Source organism: Nocardia veterana NBRC 100344, from assembly GCF_000308855.1.
GTDB classification, from domain to species: domain Bacteria; phylum Actinomycetota; class Actinomycetes; order Mycobacteriales; family Mycobacteriaceae; genus Nocardia; species Nocardia veterana.
This window is the reverse complement of sequence record NZ_BAGM01000035.1, coordinates 18,450-38,560: the sequence shown is the minus strand read 5'-3', so window position 1 is coordinate 38,560 and position 20,111 is coordinate 18,450. Positions and strand designations below refer to the sequence as shown.

General features: G+C 70.7%; 1 protein-coding gene and 1 pseudogene. Both read right to left on the bottom strand.

Features of this window, described 5'->3' with window-relative positions; translation table 11 throughout:
- Positions 1-180 precede the first annotated feature (180 nt).
- A pseudogene (locus ON37_RS06545) lies at positions 181-9,297 on the bottom strand (SDR family NAD(P)-dependent oxidoreductase); the annotation flags it as partial.
- Positions 9,294-20,108 (bottom strand): type I polyketide synthase, encoded by a 10,815-nt coding sequence (locus ON37_RS06540; RefSeq protein WP_051031271.1) that lies wholly within the window; start codon positions 20,106-20,108, stop codon positions 9,294-9,296. The pseudogene ON37_RS06545 and the gene ON37_RS06540, both read right to left, overlap by 4 nt.
- Between the last annotated feature and the right edge of the window lie 3 nt (positions 20,109-20,111).

The window sequence follows — 20,111 nt, the reverse complement described above, 5'->3', positions numbered from 1 at the left end:
CATACCCGCCAGATCGACCCGAGCGAGAACCGTTGTGGCCCGGCCGATTCCGGTCGCCGCGTCGAAGAGCGCGAGTCCCTGCGACTCGGTCAGCGGGAGCACACCGGCACGCGCGATTCGCTGCCGGTCGACGGCATCGAGGTCGGCCGCCATACCGCCGTCCATGCCCCACAGCCCCCAGGCGAGCGCTTGCCCCGGCAGTCCGGTGGCCCGGCGGTGGACCGCCAGCGCATCCAGGGCCGCGTTGGCCGCCGCGTAGTTGCCTTGTCCCGCGTTGCCGAACGTCCCGGCCACGGAACCGAACAGGACGAACGCCTTCAACGACAGGTCCCGGGTGAGTTCGTGCAGATGCAGCGCGGCATCGAGTTTGGGACGCAGGACCGTGTCCACCCGGTCCGGGGTCAGCGAACCGATCGCGCCGTCGTCGAGCACACCCGCCAGATGGAACACACCGGCCAGTGGGCGGTCGACCGGAATGTCGGCCAGCATCCGGGCCAGTGCGTCCCGGTCGGCGACATCGCACGCGACGAACTCGGCCTCGGCGCCGAGCCGACGCAACTCGGAGCGCAACTCGGCGGCGCCGGGCGCGTCCGCGCCGCGACGACTCGACAGCAGTAACCGCCGCACCCCGTATGCGGTCACCAGATGCCGGGCGAACAACCCGCCGAGCAGTCCACTCGCGCCGGTGACCAGCACGGTGTCCGCCGGGCCGAAGTCGCTCGCCACCGCGGACGCCGGATCGGCCGGCGTTCGGACCAGACGGGGCACGTACACCCGGCCCGCGCGCACCGCGGTCTGCGGCTCCGCGGCGGCGACTATCCCGCCCAGCACACCGAAATCTCCGGAATCGTCGTCCACCAACAGGATTCGGTCCGGATGTTCGGTCTGGGCGGAACGGACCAGACCGGCGACAGCCGCGCCGGCGAGGTTCGTGATGTCCTCTCCCGCAACGGAGACCGCACCCGCGGTGCGGATCACCAGGACGGCGTCGGTGAACCGAGGATCGGTCGTCCAGGCCTGCAGCACCGGCAGTATCTCGTGGATCGCGGCGCGGACGGCCTCCGGATCGTTGCCGGTCGGACAATCGACCGTCACGGCGGCGGGCAGGTCCTCGCCGAGATCCGCCCACGGCACCGCGTCGACGGCGGCGTCGGGAACGGAGATCGGTGTCCAGTCGACATGGAACAGCGAATTCCGGGTGGATGAGGCTCCGCCGTCGAGCTGGGCGCGCTCGATCGGCCGGGTCGCGAGCTGCCGCACGGACGCCACCGGGGCGCCCGCCGAATCCGCGAGGTCCACTGCGAGCGCGTGCTCGCCCGTCGGGGTGAGCCGAACCCGCAACGCATCGGCCCCGGCCGCGTGCACGCTGACACCGGACCATTCGAACGGCAGCGCGACCTCGTCGGTTGCGGAATCTCCGGCGACCTGCGCGGCATGCAGTGCCGCGTCCAGCAAGGCCGGATGCAGACCGAACCCGCCGGCATCGGCACCCGCCGATTCGGGCAGGGCGACCTCGGCATAGATGGCGTCGCCCGCGCGCCACACCGATGTCAACGCCTGGAATACCGGACCGTAGCGGTAACCCTGCGCAGCGAGCGCGTCGTACACGCCGCCGATGTCGACGGCGGTAGCGCCGGCCGGCGGCCAGGTCACCAGATCGACGGCGGCCACCGGTTCCGCGGGGGCGAGCACCCCCTCGGCGTGCAAGGTCCACGACGCGGCCGTTTCGACGTCGCCGTCCGGGCACGAGTAGACCCGCACGGCGCGTTGCCCCGTCTCGTCCCGGTCGGCGACGACCACCCGGACCGCGACCCCGCCGGTCGGTGGCAGCACCATGGGCGCTTGCAGAACCAACTCGGCGACCGTCGCACAGCCGATCCGTTCCCCGGCGTGCAGCACGAGCTCGACGAATCCGGTACCGGGGAACAGCACGGTATCGAGCACCTGGTGATCGGCGAGCCACGGCTGCGACTGCACCGACAGGCGACCGCTGAAGGTGACCGCGCCGGAATCCGGTTGGGACACCACCGCCGACAGCAACGGATGTCCGGTGGCGGCGAAGCCCAGCGCCCGGGCGCCGCCGTCGGCGGCGGCCCGGTCGGCCAGCCAGTAGCGCCGACGTTGGAAGGCGTAGGTGGGCAGGTCGACGCGGCGGGCTCCGGTACCGGAATATATTGCGGCCCAATCGACGTCGGCGCCGCCGACGAACAGTTCGGCCACCCCGGCGAGCATCGTGGCCGCATTCGCGCGGTCCCGCCGCGCCAGCGCCACCACGACCGGCTCCGCGCCGGTGGAATCGGATCCTCGCCCACCGTCGAAGATTTGGTTGATCATCGGGAAAAGTGCGGCATCGGGGCCGATTTCGGCGAACCGGGTGACACCCAACTCCGCCATCGTCGTCACCGCATCCGCGAAACGCACCGCCTCCCGAACCTGACCCACCCAATACGCCGGATCCGACATCTCCGCACCGACCGCAGCACCCGACACCGTCGACACCACCGACAACGACGGCGCAGCGAACGTCAAACCGGCTATCGCCGAAGCGAACTCATCCAGCATCGGCTCCATCAACACCGAATGGAACGCATGCGACACCCGCAACCGACGCGTCCGCCAACCACGCCCCACACAACCCTCGACAACCGCCCCCACCGCATCCTCGACACCCGAAACCACCACCGACCACGGACCATTCACCGCAGCGATCGACACCTGGCCGGCAGAGACCCCAACCTCGCCCAGCAACGACAGAACATCGGCCTCGCAGGCACCGACGGCAACCATTGCCCCGCCGACCGGCAGGGCCTGCATCAAACGACCACGAGCCGCGACCAACACACACGCATCCGACAACGACAACACACCAGCCACATGCGCCGCCGCGACCTCACCGATCGAATGACCCGCCACCACATCCGCACGCATCCCCCACGACTCGAGCAAACGGAACAACGCCACCTCGAACGCGAACAAACCCGCCTGCGCAAACACCGTCCGATCCACCAAAGACTCGGACCCCAACGCCTCCGCGAGCGAAACAGACTGCCCCAGAAGCGGATCCAGCTCCGCGACGATCGCATCGAACTGCTCGGCGAACACCGGATACACACGCAACCCGGCAGCCATCCCGGCCCACTGCGCGCCCTGACCGGAAAACACCACACCCGTCGAACCCGACACCACCCGGCCCGCCACCACACGCGCATCGGACTCACCAGCAGCCAATGCCCGCACACCCGCCAGCAAATCGCCACCGTGCTCCCCCAACACCACCGCGCGATGCTCGAACACCGCCCGCGACGACAAGGAAGACCCGATATCCACCGGATCGTCGTCCCGGTCGGCAAGGTGCGCCGCCAACCGCCGCGCCTGCTCGGTGAGTGCGTTACCCGTACGCGCCGAAATCACCCACGGCGCGACGCCGCCCGGCAGCGCCTTCTTCGCATCCGGCGTCGGTGCCATATCGGGGTCGGGGGCCTCTTCGAGAATGACATGCGCATTCGTGCCGCTGACTCCGAACGAGGACACCCCGGCCCGACGCGGACGATCCACCTCCGGCCACTCGACCGGCTCGGTCAGCAACTCGATATTGCCCTGCGACCAATCCACTTTCGTACTCGGACGATCCACATGAAGAGTGCGCGGCAACACGCCGTGGCGCATGGCCATGACCATCTTGATCACACCACCCACCCCCGCCGCAGCCTGAGCATGACCGATATTCGACTTCAACGAACCCAACCACAACGGACGATCACGGTCCTGCCCGTAGGTCGCCAACAGGGCCTGCGCCTCGATCGGATCACCCAAGGTAGTGCCGGTACCGTGCGCCTCCACCGCATCCACATCGGCCGGTGAAATCCCGGCGTTGGCCAACGCCTGCCGAATCACCCGACGCTGCGACGGACCATTCGGCGCGGTCAAACCATTCGACGCACCATCCTGATTCACCGCCGAACCCGCAAGCACCGCAAGCACATCGTGCCCATTCCGGCGCGCGTCCGACAACCGCTCCAACACCAACACACCGACACCCTCGGACCAGCCCACACCATCGGCCGCATCCGCGAACGACTTACACCGCCCATCGGGCGAAAGCCCACGCTGGCGACTGAACTCCACGAAGACATCCGGTGTCGCCATCACCGTCACGCCGCCGGCCAAGGCCAGATCGCATTCGCCGGATCGCAGCGACTGCGCGGCCAGATGCATGGCCACCAGCGACGACGAACACGCCGTATCCACCGTGACCGCCGGACCCTCGAAGCCGAATACGTACGAAACCCGCCCGGACACAATGGATCCCGTGGTCGCACCGGTGGGATAGTCGTGAAACGACACGCCGGTGAAGACGCCGGTCGCGCTGCCGCGCAGCGCGGTCACGTCGATCCCCGACCGCTCCAGCGCTTCCCACGAGGTCTCCAGCAGCAATCGCTGCTGTGGATCCATCGTGGTGGCCTCGTTGGGGCTGATGCCGAAGAAGTCGGCATCGAATTCGGCCGCGCTGTAGAGGAATCCACCCTTCCGGGTGTAGGTGCGACCCGCCTTTCCGGGCTCGGGATCGTAGAGGGAGTCGATCTCCCAGCCTCGATCCGTGGGCAGATCACCGGTGGTATCGGCGCCCGATTCGACCACCCGCCACAGGTCTTCCGGTGAGCCGACCCCGCCCGGATATCGACAGCTCATCGCGACGATCGCGATCGGATCCGCACTCGTCCCAACCCGTTCCACCGCAACGGTATCGGTCCCGGCCGCACCGTCGAGTTCCGAGCGGATGAAGTCCGCGACGGCCTCCGGCGTCGGATAGTCGTAGATCAGTGTCGCCGGCAGTTTCAGACCGGTCGCGGCATCGAGCCGGTTCCGGAACTCGACCGCGCCGAGCGAATCGAACCCCGATTCCCGGAACGCCCGCTGTGGTTCCACCGCATCCGCGGACGGATGCCCGAGAACAGCGGCGGCCACCGACCGAACCAGGTCGAGCACCGCCGCCGTCCGCTCGGAGTCCGACGACGCGGCCAGTCGCCGCCGGAATTCCTGTGCCGCAGCGGGTATCGCCACTCGCGGCGCGCGGTCCGTGACGATCGAACGGGCGAGCGCCGGGATCCGCGCACCGTGGGCTCGAAGCATCGCGGGATCGATCCGCAGCGCCACCAGCTGAGCCGAATCGGCGGCCACCGCCGCATCGAACAGCGCCACACCCTCGGACTCGGTCAAGGGCGGGAAGCCCTGCCGGCGCATCCGCTCGAAATCGGCCTCGGACAGCTCCGTGCCGAGACCGCTCGACCGCGCCCACAAACCGAAATCCACCGATGTCGCGGGCAACCCCGAACGATGACGATAGGCGGCCAGTGCGTCCAGGAAGACGTTCGCCGCAGCGTAATTCGCCTGCCCTGCCGCCAGGACGAGACCACCCGCCGAGGACAGCAAGACGAACAGCGACAGCGGACGATCGCGGGTGAGCTCGTGCAGGTGCCACGCCGCATCGACCTTCGGAGCGAAAACGGCGTCGATCCGATCTGCGGTCATCGACTCGATCACGCCGTTGTCGACGATCCCGGCCGCATGCACGACTCCGACGAGGCGGCGGTCGTCGGAAATACCGTCGATCACCGCGGCCAGAGCGTCCCGATCGGAGACATCACAGGCGGCGATATCGACCTGCGCGCCGAGTTCGGCCAGCTCGTCGCGCAACCGCGTCGCGCCGGGAGCATCCGGACCGCGGCGGGATACCAGAAGCAGCTGCCGCACACCATGATTCGCCACGAGATGGCGGGCGATCACCGCGCCGAGACCACCGGTCCCGCCGGTGATCAGCACCGTGCCGGGTTCCACCGGCCGCACCTCGGTGCCGGCCTCCCGTCGCCGCAACCGGGGAACCAACACGGTCGCACCCCGCACCGCGACCTCGGGTTCGCCGGTCACCGCGGCGGACAGCGACGCCACCGCGATCGGGTCCCGAGCCGGTTCGGTGCGGTCCAGGTCGAGTACCTGGAATCGGTCCGGGTGTTCGGCTTGTGCGGCGCGCACCACGCCCCACACCGGGGCCTGGCTCAGGCTCACCGGTTCGGCAGCGTCGACGGCCACGGCGGAACGGGTCACCACGACCAGGCGGGAGCGGTCGAAGCGCGAATCGCTCAACCACCGCTGGAGCGTGTCGACCACACCGGCCGCGACCTGCCGGGCCGCCTCCGGCGGCGCGCCCTCGGGCTCGGGGCACTGCCACAGCACGATCTCCGGAACAACCGGATCCGCGGCCGCGGACAGCGTGTCGATCAGCGCCGCGAGGTCGGGATGGTCGGCCGCCGCACCCAGCACGGCGACACGTTCCGGCGCGACGGTCGCGGCCGAGGATTGCGCGGCGGCCACCCACTCCACGGTCGACAGCAGCACCTCGGATTCGGGGACCGAGTTCGCCGCGCCCGGCAGCGCAGGGTCGACCGCGGCGAGACCGGCCACGTCGACGACGGCGGTGCGGGGGCCCGAGTCCAGCCAGTAGCGATGGCGCTGGAAGGCGTAGGTGGGCAACGGAACTCGGCTCACCCGCCGTCCGGCGAAGAACGCGGGCCAGTCGACGTCGGCGCCCACCACATGCGCGTGCGCCAGGCAACTCACGAACTGCTCGACCTCCGGGCGCCCCCGGCGAGCGCCCGCGACGACCGACGCCTGCGATTCGATGTGCTCCGGCAGGCATTCGCGAGTCATCGCCGTCAGGACGGCGTCGGGGCCGACCTCCACGAATCGGCGGACACCCGCGGCCACCAGGGCGTCGACGCCCGGGGCGAACCGCACCGTCGCCCGGACCTGTTCGACCCAGTACCGGGGATCGAGTACCTCGTCGCCCATGAGCCGCCCCGACACGGTGGATACCAGCGGAATCTGCGGACGGTGATAGGTCAGATCCCGCGCGACGGCCTCGTATTCGGCCAGCATGGGTTCCATCCGGTGTGAATGGAAGGCGTGCGACACCGCCAGCCGCGATGTGTTGCGCCCGCGCGCGGCGAACCGCCGGCCCAGTGCGGTCACGGCGTCCTCGTCACCGGAAACAACCACCGACACCGGGGAATTCACGGCCGCGACGGCTACCCGGCCGGTGTCGTCGGCGAGCGCCGCGGCCACCTCGGCCTCACTCGCCGCGACGGCGAGCATGGCGCCGCCCCGCGGCAACCGTCCCATCAACCGCCCGCGGGCCGCCACCAGCCGGCAGGCATCGGGCAGCGACCACACGCCGGCGAGGTGCGCGGCCGCCAGCTCGCCGATCGAATGCCCCAGTAGCACGTCGGGTGTCACGCCGAAGGAGATGAGGAGCCGGCCCAGCGCGACCTCGTAGGCGAACAGCGCCGGCTGGGTGAACTCGGTCCGGTCCAGCACAGGGCCGTCGACGTCGTCCGGAGCGCCGCCGGACCATCGTCCGGTGAACATCAGTTCGGCGAGCGAGCCGCCCAGCAGCGGATCCAACTGCTCGCAGATCTCGTCCACCGCGGCGGCGAACACCGGGAACGCCGCGTACAGCTCCCGGCCCATGCCGACCCGCTGCGCCCCCTGACCGGTACACAGGAAGGCCGCCTTACGGTCGACCGCCTGTCCGGTCGCGACCGCGCCGGCCGTGGCCGCGGCGCCGTGCTCGGCGAGTGCCGCCAGCCCGGCGAGCATCGTCGCCCGGTCCGCGCCCACGACCGAGCCCCGCCACTCCAGCCGCGCCCGGGTCGTCACCAGCGACCAGCCGATGTCGTCGACGGCCAGGTCGGGATGGTCGGTCACCCAGGTCAACAGCGCGGCCGCCTGCGCGCGCAGACCCGACTCGGTTTTCGCCGAGATCAGCCAGGGTGACAGGCCGGGCGCCACCACCGGTACCCGATCGGCGCCGTCCGGGTCGTCGGACGCCACCTCCGGCGCGGGCGCCTCCTCCAGAATCAGGTGGGCGTTGGTACCACTGGCACCGAAGGACGACACCGCCGCGCGGCGCACCCGCTCGCCCGCCGGCCACGGTTCCGCGGCGGTGAGCAGCCGCACCGTCCCGGCCGACCAGTCCACATGCGGGGTCGGGGCATCGACGTGCAATGTCGCGGGCAACAGGTCGTGCCGGAGCGCCTGCACCATCTTGATCACCCCGCCGACCCCGGCCGCGGCGGACGTGTGTCCGATATTCGACTTCAGCGAGCCGAGCCGGAGCGGGCCCGCGACCCGCTCGCGGCCGTAGGTGGCGATCAACGCCTGCGCCTCGATCGGGTCGCCGAGCGTCGTGCCGGTGCCGTGCGCTTCGACCACGTCGATATCGGCGGGGGTCAGACCGGCGTTGGCGAGCGCATCGGTGATCACCTTTTCCTGCGAGGGGCCGTTCGGTGCGGTCAGGCCGTTACTCGCGCCGTCCTGGTTGACCGCGCTGCCCCGGATGAGCGCGAGGACCTGATGACCGTTGCGGCGCGCATCCGACAGGCGTTCCACGACGAGCATGCCGAGCCCCTCGGAGAATCCGGTCCCGTTGGCTCCGGCCGCGAATGCCCGGCACCGTCCGTCCGGGGACAGCGCGCGCTGCCGGCCGAAGGCGATCAGCAGGGTGGGGTCCGACATCACGGTGACCCCGCCGACCAGGGCCAGCGAGGTGTCGCCCTGACGCAGTGCCTGACAGGCGAGGTGCAGCGCGACCAGCGAGGAGGAACACGCGGTATCCACCGACAGCGCGGGGCCCTTGAATCCGAAGGTGAAGGCGACCCGCCCGGACAGGACCGCGGACGAAACACCCGGGTAGGCATGGCCTTCCGCCTCCGCGGTCAGGCCCGGTGAACCGACGCGGGGCCCGTAGTCCTGATGGATCACCCCGGCGTACACCCCGGTGTCGCCGCCGCGTAGCGAGATCGGATCGATCCCGGCATCCTCCAGCGCCTCCCACGCCGCTTCCAGGAACAACCGCTGCTGCGGATCCATGGCCGCGGCCTCGCGCGGACCGATACCGAAGAAGCCGGGATCGAAATCGCCTGCGGCGTCGAGGAATCCACCTTCCCGGGTGCAGACCGTGCCCGGCGTGCCGGGGTCGGGGTCGAACAGCCGCTCGAGGTCCCAGCCACGGTCGGCAGGGAACGGGCCGACGGCATCGGTGCCGGTGGCGACCAACTCCCACAACCGCTCCGGCGTGTCGGCGCCGCCCGGATATCGGCAACTCATCCCGACGATCGCGATCGGTTCGGCGGCCCGGTCTTCCAGGTGCCGAATCTGTTTCTTGGCGGCGCGCAGCTCCGCGGTGACCTTCCGCAGATACCGGCTGAGCCGTTCCTCGTTGCTGGTCTCGGGGTTGCTCATGCCGGGCCGAACTCCTTGTCGATCAAGTCCAAGAGCTCACTGTCGGAGGAAAATTCGAGATCGTCGTACTCGGGATCGGACGGCTCGCCACGGAGGAAGGTACGCAGGCGCTCGTCGACTCCGCGCAATCCGGCCACGACCTCGTCGTTGTCGGCGCCGGCGGAGATGATCCGGTCGAGCAGCGCCTCGAGCCGGGCGATGTCGTCGGACACCGCGGCCGGCGCCGGGGCGGGCGCGGCGGTCGCGATCTGCGCCGACACGTAATCGGCGACCTCTCGTGCGGTCGGGTGGTCGAACACCAGGGTCGAGGGCAACGACAATCCGGTCGCCTTCGACAACCGGTTCCGGAACTCCACTCCGCCGAGGGAATCGAAGCCGAGTTCGTCGAATCCACGATCCGGCCCGACGTCGTCGGGCGATCCGTAGCCCAGTACGGCAGCCACCTGTTCGCGCACCAGGTCCAGGACGACGCCGGGGCGTTTCGCCTCCGGCACGTCGTGCAGCCGCGCACCGGGTGCCGGTCCGGCGGGCGCGGTGGCCGAGCGGGCGCCGGCGCGAACGAATCCGCGTAGTGCCGGCGGCACCAGGCCGCCGGATCCCGCCGCTCGCAACGTGTCGGTATCCAGATGCACCAGCGTCACGGACGCGTCACCCGCGGCCAGTGCCTCGTCGAACAACCGCAGGCCCTCGGCGCGGTCCAGCGGCACCAGGCCCAGTCGCTCCAATCGGCCGAGCGCGGCGCGATCCAGACCGCCGGTCATACCGACGTCCGCCTGCCACGGCCCCCAGGCGAGGGCGACGGCCGGCAGTCCTTCGGCGCGGCGGCGCGCGGCGAGCGCGTCCAGGAAGGCGTTCGCGGCCGCGTAATTCGCCTGCCCCGCCGATCCCAGAATTCCGGCGATCGAGGAGAACATCACGAACGCCGAAAGGCCCATCTCGCGGGTGAGTTCGTGCAGATATTCGGCCGCGGCCGCCTTGGGCGCGAATACCCGATCCACCTGCGCGCCGGTGAGCGCATCGAAAGTCCCGTCGTCGAGAACGCCCGCGGCGTGCACGATCCCGGTGAGTGGGTGCTGGGCGGGTATGCCGGCCAGCAATTCCCGCACCGCCTCGCGATCGGTGACATCGCAGGCGACGATCCGCACGTCGGCACCGAGGCGCGCCAATTCCTCGGCGAGTTCCGGTGCGCCCGCGGCGGTTTCACCGCGCCGCGATACCAGCAGCAGTCGGCGCACGCCGTGCGTGTCGACCAGATGCCGGGCCAGCAGCGCACCCAGTCCCCCGGTGCCGCCGGTGATCAGGACGGTTCCGGAACCGAACGAAATCTGCTCGCCCGCACCGGATGTCACCCGCTCCAGGCGCGGCGCCAGGACGCGGCCGGCGCGCAGCGCCACCTGTGGTTCGCCGGTCGCGATCGCGGCCGCGATCCGCTCGGCCGAGATGTTCTGCGCCGCGTCGGCCGCGGCGGTGTCGAGCAGCACGAACCGGTCCGGATATTCGGTCTGGGCGCTGCGGATCAATCCCCAGATCGCCGCCGACGCGGGGTCGGGCGCCTCGCCGGGCAGGGCGGCCGCATTCTCGGTCGTCACCACGAGTCGCGACCGCGTGAATCGAGCGTCCGCCAGCCAGTCGTGCAGCGTGCGCAAGGCCGTCGTCACACGATCACTCGCCGCAGCCGAACCATCGTGCGCGCCGGAGAATTCGGTCCAGACCACGACATCCGGGACGGCCGGCACCTTTGCGAGTGCGGCGAGATCCGGATACCGCTCCTCGACTCCGGGCACCCGCGCACTCCCGAGCAGAGCGATGCGTCCGGTCGATACCGGTTCGCCCGGCTCGACCACCGACCAGCGCAACCCGTACCGGCCGGCCCAGTCGTCGGGCAGCGTGGCGCGCAACTGCCCGACATCGTAGGAACGCATCACCACTTCGTCGACGGAGAACACCGGATTGCCGTCCGGATCGACGGCGACGACGCTGGTCGTCTCGCTCCCGCGCTGCACGGCCATCACCCGCAGCGTGGTTACTCGCGAGGTGGTGTGCAATCGCGTTGCGCCCCAGCGGAACAGGAGCTTGCCCTCGCTGCGGTCGCCGGGGTCGTCGGACCAGATCAGGCAGACGAGCCCGGCATGCAACGCCATATCGAACAGCGCCGGATGCAGCTGGAACCGATCGGCCGAAACCTCCTGATTCAGCGTGACCTCGGAGAAGATCGTGTCACCCCGACGCCAGGCCGCCTCGATGCCGAGGAACGAGGTCCCGTATTCCAGGCCCGCGACCCGCGCCACCTGCGCGGGAATCCAGTCGGGATCGACCGGTTCGGCGCCCACCGGCGGCCACGGCTCGGTCCGCAGGACATCGGCGAGCCCGTGGGCGGGGGGCTGTCCGACGCTCAGCACACCACTGCCGTTGCGGACCCAGTCGAGATCCCGCCCGGGCAGGCGGTAGTGGAAGGTGAACGGCCTGCGCCCGGTCGCATCCGGTTCCCGCACCAGCACCTGAAGTTCGACATCGCCCTGCGCCGGCGGCAGGATCGGCGCCTCGAGCGTGAGCTCGTCCACGGTGCCGCAACCGATCCGCCGACCGGCGACCAGCAGCATCTCCATGAGCGCGGCGCTCGGGACGAGCACCACGCCGTAACTGGTGTGATCGGCGATCCAGGGGTGGGTGCGCAGTGACAGGCGTCCGGAGAACAGCCATTCGTCGCGATCCCCCACCCGCACCACGTCGGTGAGCAGCGGATGCTCCGAAGCATTCCGCGCCGTGCCGGCCGCGGATTCCAGCCAGTACCGGCGATGCTGGAAGGCGTAGGTGGGCAAGGAAACCCGGGTATTGCGGCGATCGGCGAACAGGCGGGTCCAGTCGACCGGCAGCCCGGCGATGTGGGCGTGGCCGAGCAGCGTGAGGAACTGCTCGACCTCGTCGTGCTCTCGGCGGGCAGCCGCGGCGACCGCGGAGCGCGCCTCGATCTCCGCGGGCAGGGTCTGCCGCGTCATCGCCGCCAGCACCGCGTCGGGCCCGACCTCGAGGAAGCGGCGCACGCCGGCCGCCACCAGAGTCTCGATCCCCGGCGCGAACCGCACCGCGGCACGCACCTGCGACACCCAGTACTCCGGAGCCGTGATCTCCTCCCCGGCGATCCCGCCCGAGACATCGGACACCAGCGGAATATGTGGGGCGGCGAAGGACACTCCGGCGGCCGCCTTCTCCAATTCGGCCAGCATCGGCTCCATTCGGGCGGAATGGAACGCGTGCGAGACCCGCAATCGGCTCGTCCGGCGCCCCTGCTCGGTGAACCGCTGCTCGATCTCGCCGACGGCGTCCTCGTCACCGGAGACCACCACGGCCGCCGGGGCGTTCACCGCAGCGATCGCCACTCGATCCCCGAATTCGGCTGTGGCCGAAGCGACTTCGGCTTCCGATGCGGCGATCGCGAGCATCGCGCCACCCTCCGGCAGCTCCGCCATCAACCCCCCGCGGGCCGCGACCAGTGTGCAAGCGTCGTCCAGAGTCCACACCCCGGCCACATACGCCGCGGCCAATTCGCCGATCGAATGCCCGATCACCAGGTCGGGGCGCAGACCGAACGACTCCAGCAGCCGGCACATCGCCACCTCGAAGGCGAACAGGGCGGGCTGGGTCACGCTGGTCCGATCCAGGATCCCGGCCTCCGCGACGTCCGCGTCGCTTCCACGGCCGGTGAACATGGCCTGCCGCAGCGAACATCCCACCAGGGGGTCGAACCGGGCGCACACCTCGTCCAGCGCCCGGGAGAACACCGGGAACGCCGCTGCCAGCTCCGCGCCCATTCCCACGCGTTGCGCGCCCTGGCCGGTGAACAGGAAGGCCGTCCTGCCCGTGCCTACCGTGCCGGAGATCACTGCGGCCGAGGGTGTTCCGGCCGCCAGCGCCGCGAGACGCGCCGACATCTGCTCGCGATCACCACCGAGCACCACCGCGCGGCACTCGTGTTGCGTGCGGGCGGTCGCCAGGGAATACGCCACATCCGCCGGGTCGACCTCCGGGTGGTCGAGCAGCCAGTTCCGCAGCTTCGCCGCCTGCGCCCGCAGGGCGGTCTCGTTCTTGGCCGACACCAGCCACGGCATTGCCGGCCGGGGGCCGTCGGCCACCGGCGCCGCATCGATCGGCGGGCTGGCCGGCGCCTCCTCGAGGATCGCGTGCGCGTTGGTGCCGCTGACACCGAACGACGACACACCGGCCCGGCGCACCCTCTCCCCCGCGGGCCACGGTTCCGGGCGAGTCAGCAACCGGACCGCGCCCGCGGACCAATCCACGTGCGGGGACGGCGTATCCGCGTACAGGGTCCGGGGCAGCGTTTCGTGGCGCAACGCCTGCACCATCTTGATCACGCCACCGACCCCGGCCGCGGCGACGGTATGCCCGATATTCGATTTGATCGAGCCGATCCGCAACGGCTCCCGGTCTCCGCGGTCCTGCCCGTACGCGGCGATCAGCGCATGGGCCTCGATCGGATCACCGAGCGGCGTGCCGGTTCCGTGCGCCTCCACCGCGTCCACGTCGGCTGGAGCGAGGCCGGCGTTCGCGAGCGCCTGCGCGATCACTCGTTCCTGGGACGGACCGTTCGGCGCGGTCAAACCGTTGCTCGCACCGTCCTGGTTCACGGCCGTTCCGCGCACGAGCGCGAGCACGTCGTGGCCCCGGCGCCGGGCGTCGGAGAGTCGCTCGAGCACCAGCACGCCGACGCCCTCGGCGAAGGCGACGCCGTCGGCTTCGGCGGAGAAGGCCTTACAGCGCCCGTCGGGCGAAAGTCCGCGCTGCCGTGCGAAATCCACGTACAGATAGGGACTGGCGGCCACGGTGACACCGCCCGCCAGCACCAGTGAGCTGTCTCCCTGACGCAGCGCCTGGCAGGCCAGATGCAACGACACCAGCGACGACGAGCAGGCGGTGTCCACGGTGACCGCGGGCCCCTCCAGCCCGAGGACGTAGGCCACTCGCCCGGAAATCACGCTGCTGGTGTTGCCGGTGAGGCGGTAGCCCTCGAGTTCGCCGTCGACGCGATCGACATAGCCCGAGGCGCCGGCGCCGGCGAACACGCCGGTATCGCTGCCGCGCAGCGACACCGGGTCGATACCCGCGTGCTCCAACGCCTCCCACGACACTTCCAGCAGCAATCGCTGCTGCGGATCCATCGCGACGGCTTCGCGGGGGCTGATCCCGAAGAATCCCGGATCGAAATCCGCTGCGTCGGAGAGGAATCCGCCGCGGGAGGTGTAGACGGTACCGGGCTCGTCCGGATCCGGGTGGAACAGTTTCTCGAGCTCCCAGCCCCGGTCCGACGGAAACTCACCGGTGGCGTCGGTTCCGGCGGCGACGAGCTCCCACAGGTCGTCCGGTGATCCGACACCGCCCGGGAAGCGGCAGGCCATTCCGACGATCGCGATCGGTTCGTCGGCCCGGACCCGGCGTGCGGGCTCGACGGCGGGTCGGTCGGCCACGACCGGCGCGAGGCGGGAGTGCACGAGTTTCGCCACCGCCGACGGGGTCGGGTGGTCGAACACGAGCGTCGACACCAGCTGTACGCCGGTGGCCTCGGCCAGGCGGTTGCGGAACTCCACCGCGGCCAGGGAATCGAATCCGATCTCGTCGAAGGGCTGGTCGGGGGCGATGTCCTCGGCCGAGTCGTGCCCCAGTACGGCGGCCACCTGCTCGCGCACCACCGCCAGCACGACCTCACCACGTTGCGCCGCGGGCACTCCGGCCAACCGCGCGCCCAGCGAGGCGGCCGCGGCCGATTCGGTCCGCGCCGACCGCACCGAGCGCGGCAGGAAGCCACGCAGTACGGCGGGCACCGCGCCGGCCTCGGATGCGCGCCGCAGGACCGTCGGGTCGAATCGCAGGGGTATCGGCCGCGCGCCGGCGTGCGCGAGAGCCGCATCGAACAGGCGCAGGCCGTCGGCGTCGGTCAGCTGCCCCAGACCCCACCGCTCCCAGCGGGACAGCGCCGCGCCGTCCAGGGCGCCGGTCATACCGCTGCCCTGATGCCACGGCCCCCACGCCACCGCGGTCGCGGTCAGCCCCGCCGCTCGCCGCCGGTGGGCGAGGGCATCCAGAAAACCGTTCGCCGCCGCGTAATTACCCTGCCCGGCCGATCCGAGCACGCCGGCGACGGAGGAGAACAGCACGAACGCCGGTACCTCGCGATCCCGGGTCAGGTCGTGCAGATGCCACGCCCCGTCGACCTTGGGCGCCAGTACCCGGTCCACCTGTTCCCGGGTCGCCGATTCGATGGTGCCGTCGTCGAGGACTCCGGCGGCATGCACGATCGCGATCGGCGCGGCGCCGGGAGCGATGGCCGCCAACAGGTTTCGCACGGACTCGCGGTCCGCGACGTCACAGGCGATCGCCCGCACGTCGGCTCCGGCCCGCGTCAGCTCGGCGACCAGGGTGTCGGCGCCGGGCGCGGCGGGGCCGCGACGCGAGGTCAGCACCAGCCGCCGCACGCCGTGCTCGGCGACCAGACGGCGGGCGAACACGGCGCCCAGGCCGCCGGTGCCGCCGGTGATCAGCACCGTCGTGTCCGCCGGCCACTCCGGCACCTCGCCGTTGTCGGCTGCGGACGCACGCGTCAGCCGAGGAACCAGCAGCTGCCCGCCGCGCAGGGCGACCTGAGGTTCGCCGGACCGGATCACCGCCGCGATGCGATCACCGTCCAACGATGTGGCGGTATCGGCGTCGAGCAGAACGAACCGCCCCGGATGCTCCGACTGCGCACTCCGCACCAATCCCGCCACCGCGGCGGCCACCACGTCCGGTCGGGTACCGGGCAATCCGGCTCCGTCCGCCGTCACCACGACCAGCCGCGCGGCGGACAGTGACGGCTGCGCGAGCCAGGACTGCAGCAGCGCCAGCGTGTCCGCCACGTGCGCCCGCGTCGCCGCCGCGAGATCGGTGACGTCGGCCGTGGCCCGCGCAGGGGCACGCCACACCACCACATCCGGAACCTGTTCGGCCGCAACGATATCGGCAACGGACCCGTAGCAGGCGCCGATTCCCGGCAGCGCCGGGCCCGCGAGCACCGCCATCGACGAGACCGGCGAGGGAGCTGGGCTCGCCGCCACGGGCTCCCACTGCACCTCGTAGAGCTCGGCCGCGTCGCGCGCCAGCGTGCGCCGGAACTCGGCGAGGTCGTACGGGCGCATCACCACCGCGTCGACCGAGACGATCGGTTCACCGCTCGCGTCGACCGCCGCCACGGAGATGGTTTCGTTCCCGCTCGCGATCGCGACGACCCGGAGCGAGGTCACCTCGGTTCGCCGGCCGCCCGTCGGCCGATGGAATCGCGCACCGCCCCACCGGAACAACAACCTGCCCGTATCGGGTGGGAAATCCGCGTCCCGCCACATCAACCGCGAGAAGCCCGCGTGCAGGACCAGATCCAGCAGGGCCGGATGCAGCGCGTGCCGGCCGGCCTCCGGAGCGGCCGCGGTATCGAGGACGACCTCGGAGAAGACCGCGTCGTCGCGTTGCCATGCGGCGCGCACCCCGATGAACGCCGGACCGTATTCGAGTCCGGCATCCTGGTAGATCCGCTCGGCCAGGCCCGCGGTATCGATGTATTCGGCATCGGCCGGCGGCCACTGCTCCGCCCGCAACCGCGCCGACAACTCCGAGCCGCCGTCCCGGTCCGCCGCCAGCGCGCCGGTGGCGTTGTGCACCCATTCGTCGTTCGGGGAGTTGCGGAAATAGAACTCGAACCGGCGACGCCCGGATTCGTCGGGCGCTTGCACCAATACCTGCAACTCGACCTCGTCGTCCGCGGTCGGCAGAATCGGCGCCTGCAGGGTGAGGTCGTCGACCACCCCGAAGCCGATCCGGCCGCCGGCGACGAGCAGGAACTCGATCAGCGCCGCGCTCGGCACCACCACGACGCCGTAGGTCGTGTGATCGGCGATCCACGGATGCGTGCGCAACGAGAGCCGGCCGGTGAACAACCACTCGTCGGTACCCGCCAATCCGACCACGCCGGTCAGAATCGGATGATCCGATGCCGACGACACCTCGTCGCTCGGTTGCAGCCAGTACCGTCGGTGCTGAAACGCGTAGGTCGGCAACGGAACCCGGCGGACGTCGCGGCCCGCGAACCACGGACGCCAATCCACCGGCCCGCCCGCCACCTGAAGCTCCGCCAACGAGGTGACGAAGCGCATCGTCTCGTCCGCCGAGCGCCGTGCTACCGCCACCACCGAGGCGGCCGACTCGGCCTCCGGGTTCTCGGCCAGGCACTCGCGGGTCATCGCCGCCAGCACCGCATCCGGACCGAGCTCGACGAAACGCCGGACCCCCGTCGCCGCCAGTGCCGCGACCCCCGGCGCGAACCGCACGCAGCCACGTACCTGACGCACCCAGTACTCCGGGTCCGTCACCGCGTCCCCGGCGAACTCGCCCGACTCGTTCGAGACCACCGGCAGACGCGGCGGGCGGTAGGTGACGCGCTGGGCCACCGACCGGAACTCGGCCAGCATCGGATCCATCCGGGCCGAATGAAACGCCCGCGTGACCCGCAGGCGATGCGTCTGAACACCGAGAGCGCCGAGTCGCCGCTCGATCTCCGCGATGGCGTCGACATCTCCGGACAGGACCGTCGAGGACGGACCGTTCACCGCCGCAACCTCTACCGCGCCACCGAAATCGGCGGCGAGCTCGACCGCCCGGGTCTCCTCGACCGCGGCGGCGAGCATCGCGCCACCCGCGGGGAGCGCACCCATCAACCGGCCGCGCGCCGCCACCAGCGCGCACGCGTCCGGCAGCGACCACACCCCGGCCACGTACGCGGCCGCCAACTCTCCGATCGAATGCCCGATCACCACATCCGGTGTCACACCGAACGATTCGAGCAGCCCGAACATCGCCACCTCGAATGCGAACAGCGCAGGCTGCGTGAATTCCGTCCGATCCAGCACCGCATCGGGATCGGTGAACATCGCCTGTTTCAGGGAACGGCCGAGCAGCGGGTCGAACTCAGCGCACACCTCGTCCAGCGCGGTCGCGAACACCGGAAACGCCTGGTACACACCGGCACCCATCCCGGACCGCTGGGCGCCCTGCCCGGTGAACAGGAAAGCGGTCTGTCCCGCGCTCGCCGTCGACGCGATCGTAATCGGCGCACCGGCGGCCAGATCGGCCAGCCCGGCCAGGAGTTCGGTGCGGTCGCGTCCCAGGACCACGCCGCGGTGGTCCAGCAGCGCCCGCGACGTCGCCGACGAATAGGCCAGATCCCACGGATCGGCGGCCGGATCCCCGATCATCCACTGCCGCAAGCGATCCGCCTGTGCCCGCAGCGCGTCGCCGGATTTGGCCGAAACCACCAGCGGGACCACATCGGATGCGATGGGATCGGTACCCGACGCGGCCACGCTCGCCCGGGCGGGGACCTGATCGGCGGGCGCTTCCTCCACGATCAGATGGGCGTTGGTACCACTGGCGCCGAACGAGGAGACCCCCGCCCGGCGCACGCGCTCACCCGCCGGCCACGGCTCACTGCCGCGCAGCAGTCGTACCGTGCCCGCGGACCAATCCACATGCGGCGACGGCGCATCCACATGCAGTGTCCGCGGCAACATCTCGTGCCGCATCGCCTGCACCATCTTGATCACGCCGGCCACCCCCGCGGCGGCCTGCGTGTGCCCGATATTCGACTTCAGCGAGCCCAGTCGCAGCGGCCCGTGCTCGCGGCCCTTCCCGTAGACGCTGATCAGTGCCGACGCCTCGATCGGGTCGCCCAGCTTCGTGCCGGTGCCGTGTGCCTCCACCACGTCGACGTCCGCGGCCACCAGGCCCGCATTCGTCAACGCCTGCGCGACGACTCGTTCCTGGGACAGACCGTTCGGAGCGGTCAGGCCGTTGCTCGCCCCGTCCTGGTTGACCGCGCTCCCACGCACCACCGCGAGCACGGTGTGACCGAGCCGGCGGGCCTCCGAGAGCCGCTCCAGCACCAGCATGCCCACGCCCTCGGAGAAGCCGGTGCCGTCGGCGGCCGCCGCGAACGCCTTGCACCGGGCATCGGGCGAAAGCCCCCGCTGGCGCGCGAACGAGATCAGCAGGGAGGGATCCGACATCACCGTGACACCCCCGGCCAGCGCCAGCGTGGCGTCCCCGTTGCGCAACGCCTGGCACGCGAGGTGAATCGCCACCAGCGACGACGAGCACGCGGTATCGACCGAGATCGCCGGCCCCTTGAAGCCCAGGCTGTAGGCGATCCGGCCGGACAGCACGCTGTTCGCGACGCCGAAGTAGGCGTGGCCCTCCGTTTCACCGCTGGTGGTCGGGGCGCCGATGCGCGGCCCGTAGTTCTGGTGGATGACACCGGCGAACACGCCGGTTCCGCTGCCGCGCAACGACGTCGGATCGATCCCGGCGTCCTCCAGGGCCTCCCACGACACTTCCAGCATCAGGCGCTGCTGCGGATCCATCGCCGCGGCCTCCCGCGGGCTGATGCCGAAGAAGGCCGCGTCGAAGTCACCGGCGTCGTCGAGATATCCGCCTTCGCGGGTGTACACCGTGCCCGGCACATCCGGATCCGGGTGGTACAGCCGCTCGAGATCCCATCCGCGGTCGGTGGGAAAGCCGCCGATCGCGTCCACCCCGTCGGCGGTCAGGCGCCACAGGTCCTCGGGTGACCGCACGCCGCCGGGATACCGGCAGGACATGCCGACGATGGCAATGGGCTCGGTCGACCGGTCGGTGAGCTCGCGGAGTTGTTGTTTGGTCTCGTACAGCTCTTTCGCGGTCTTCTTGAGATATTGCCGCAGCTCGTCGTTGTCGGCCATCGG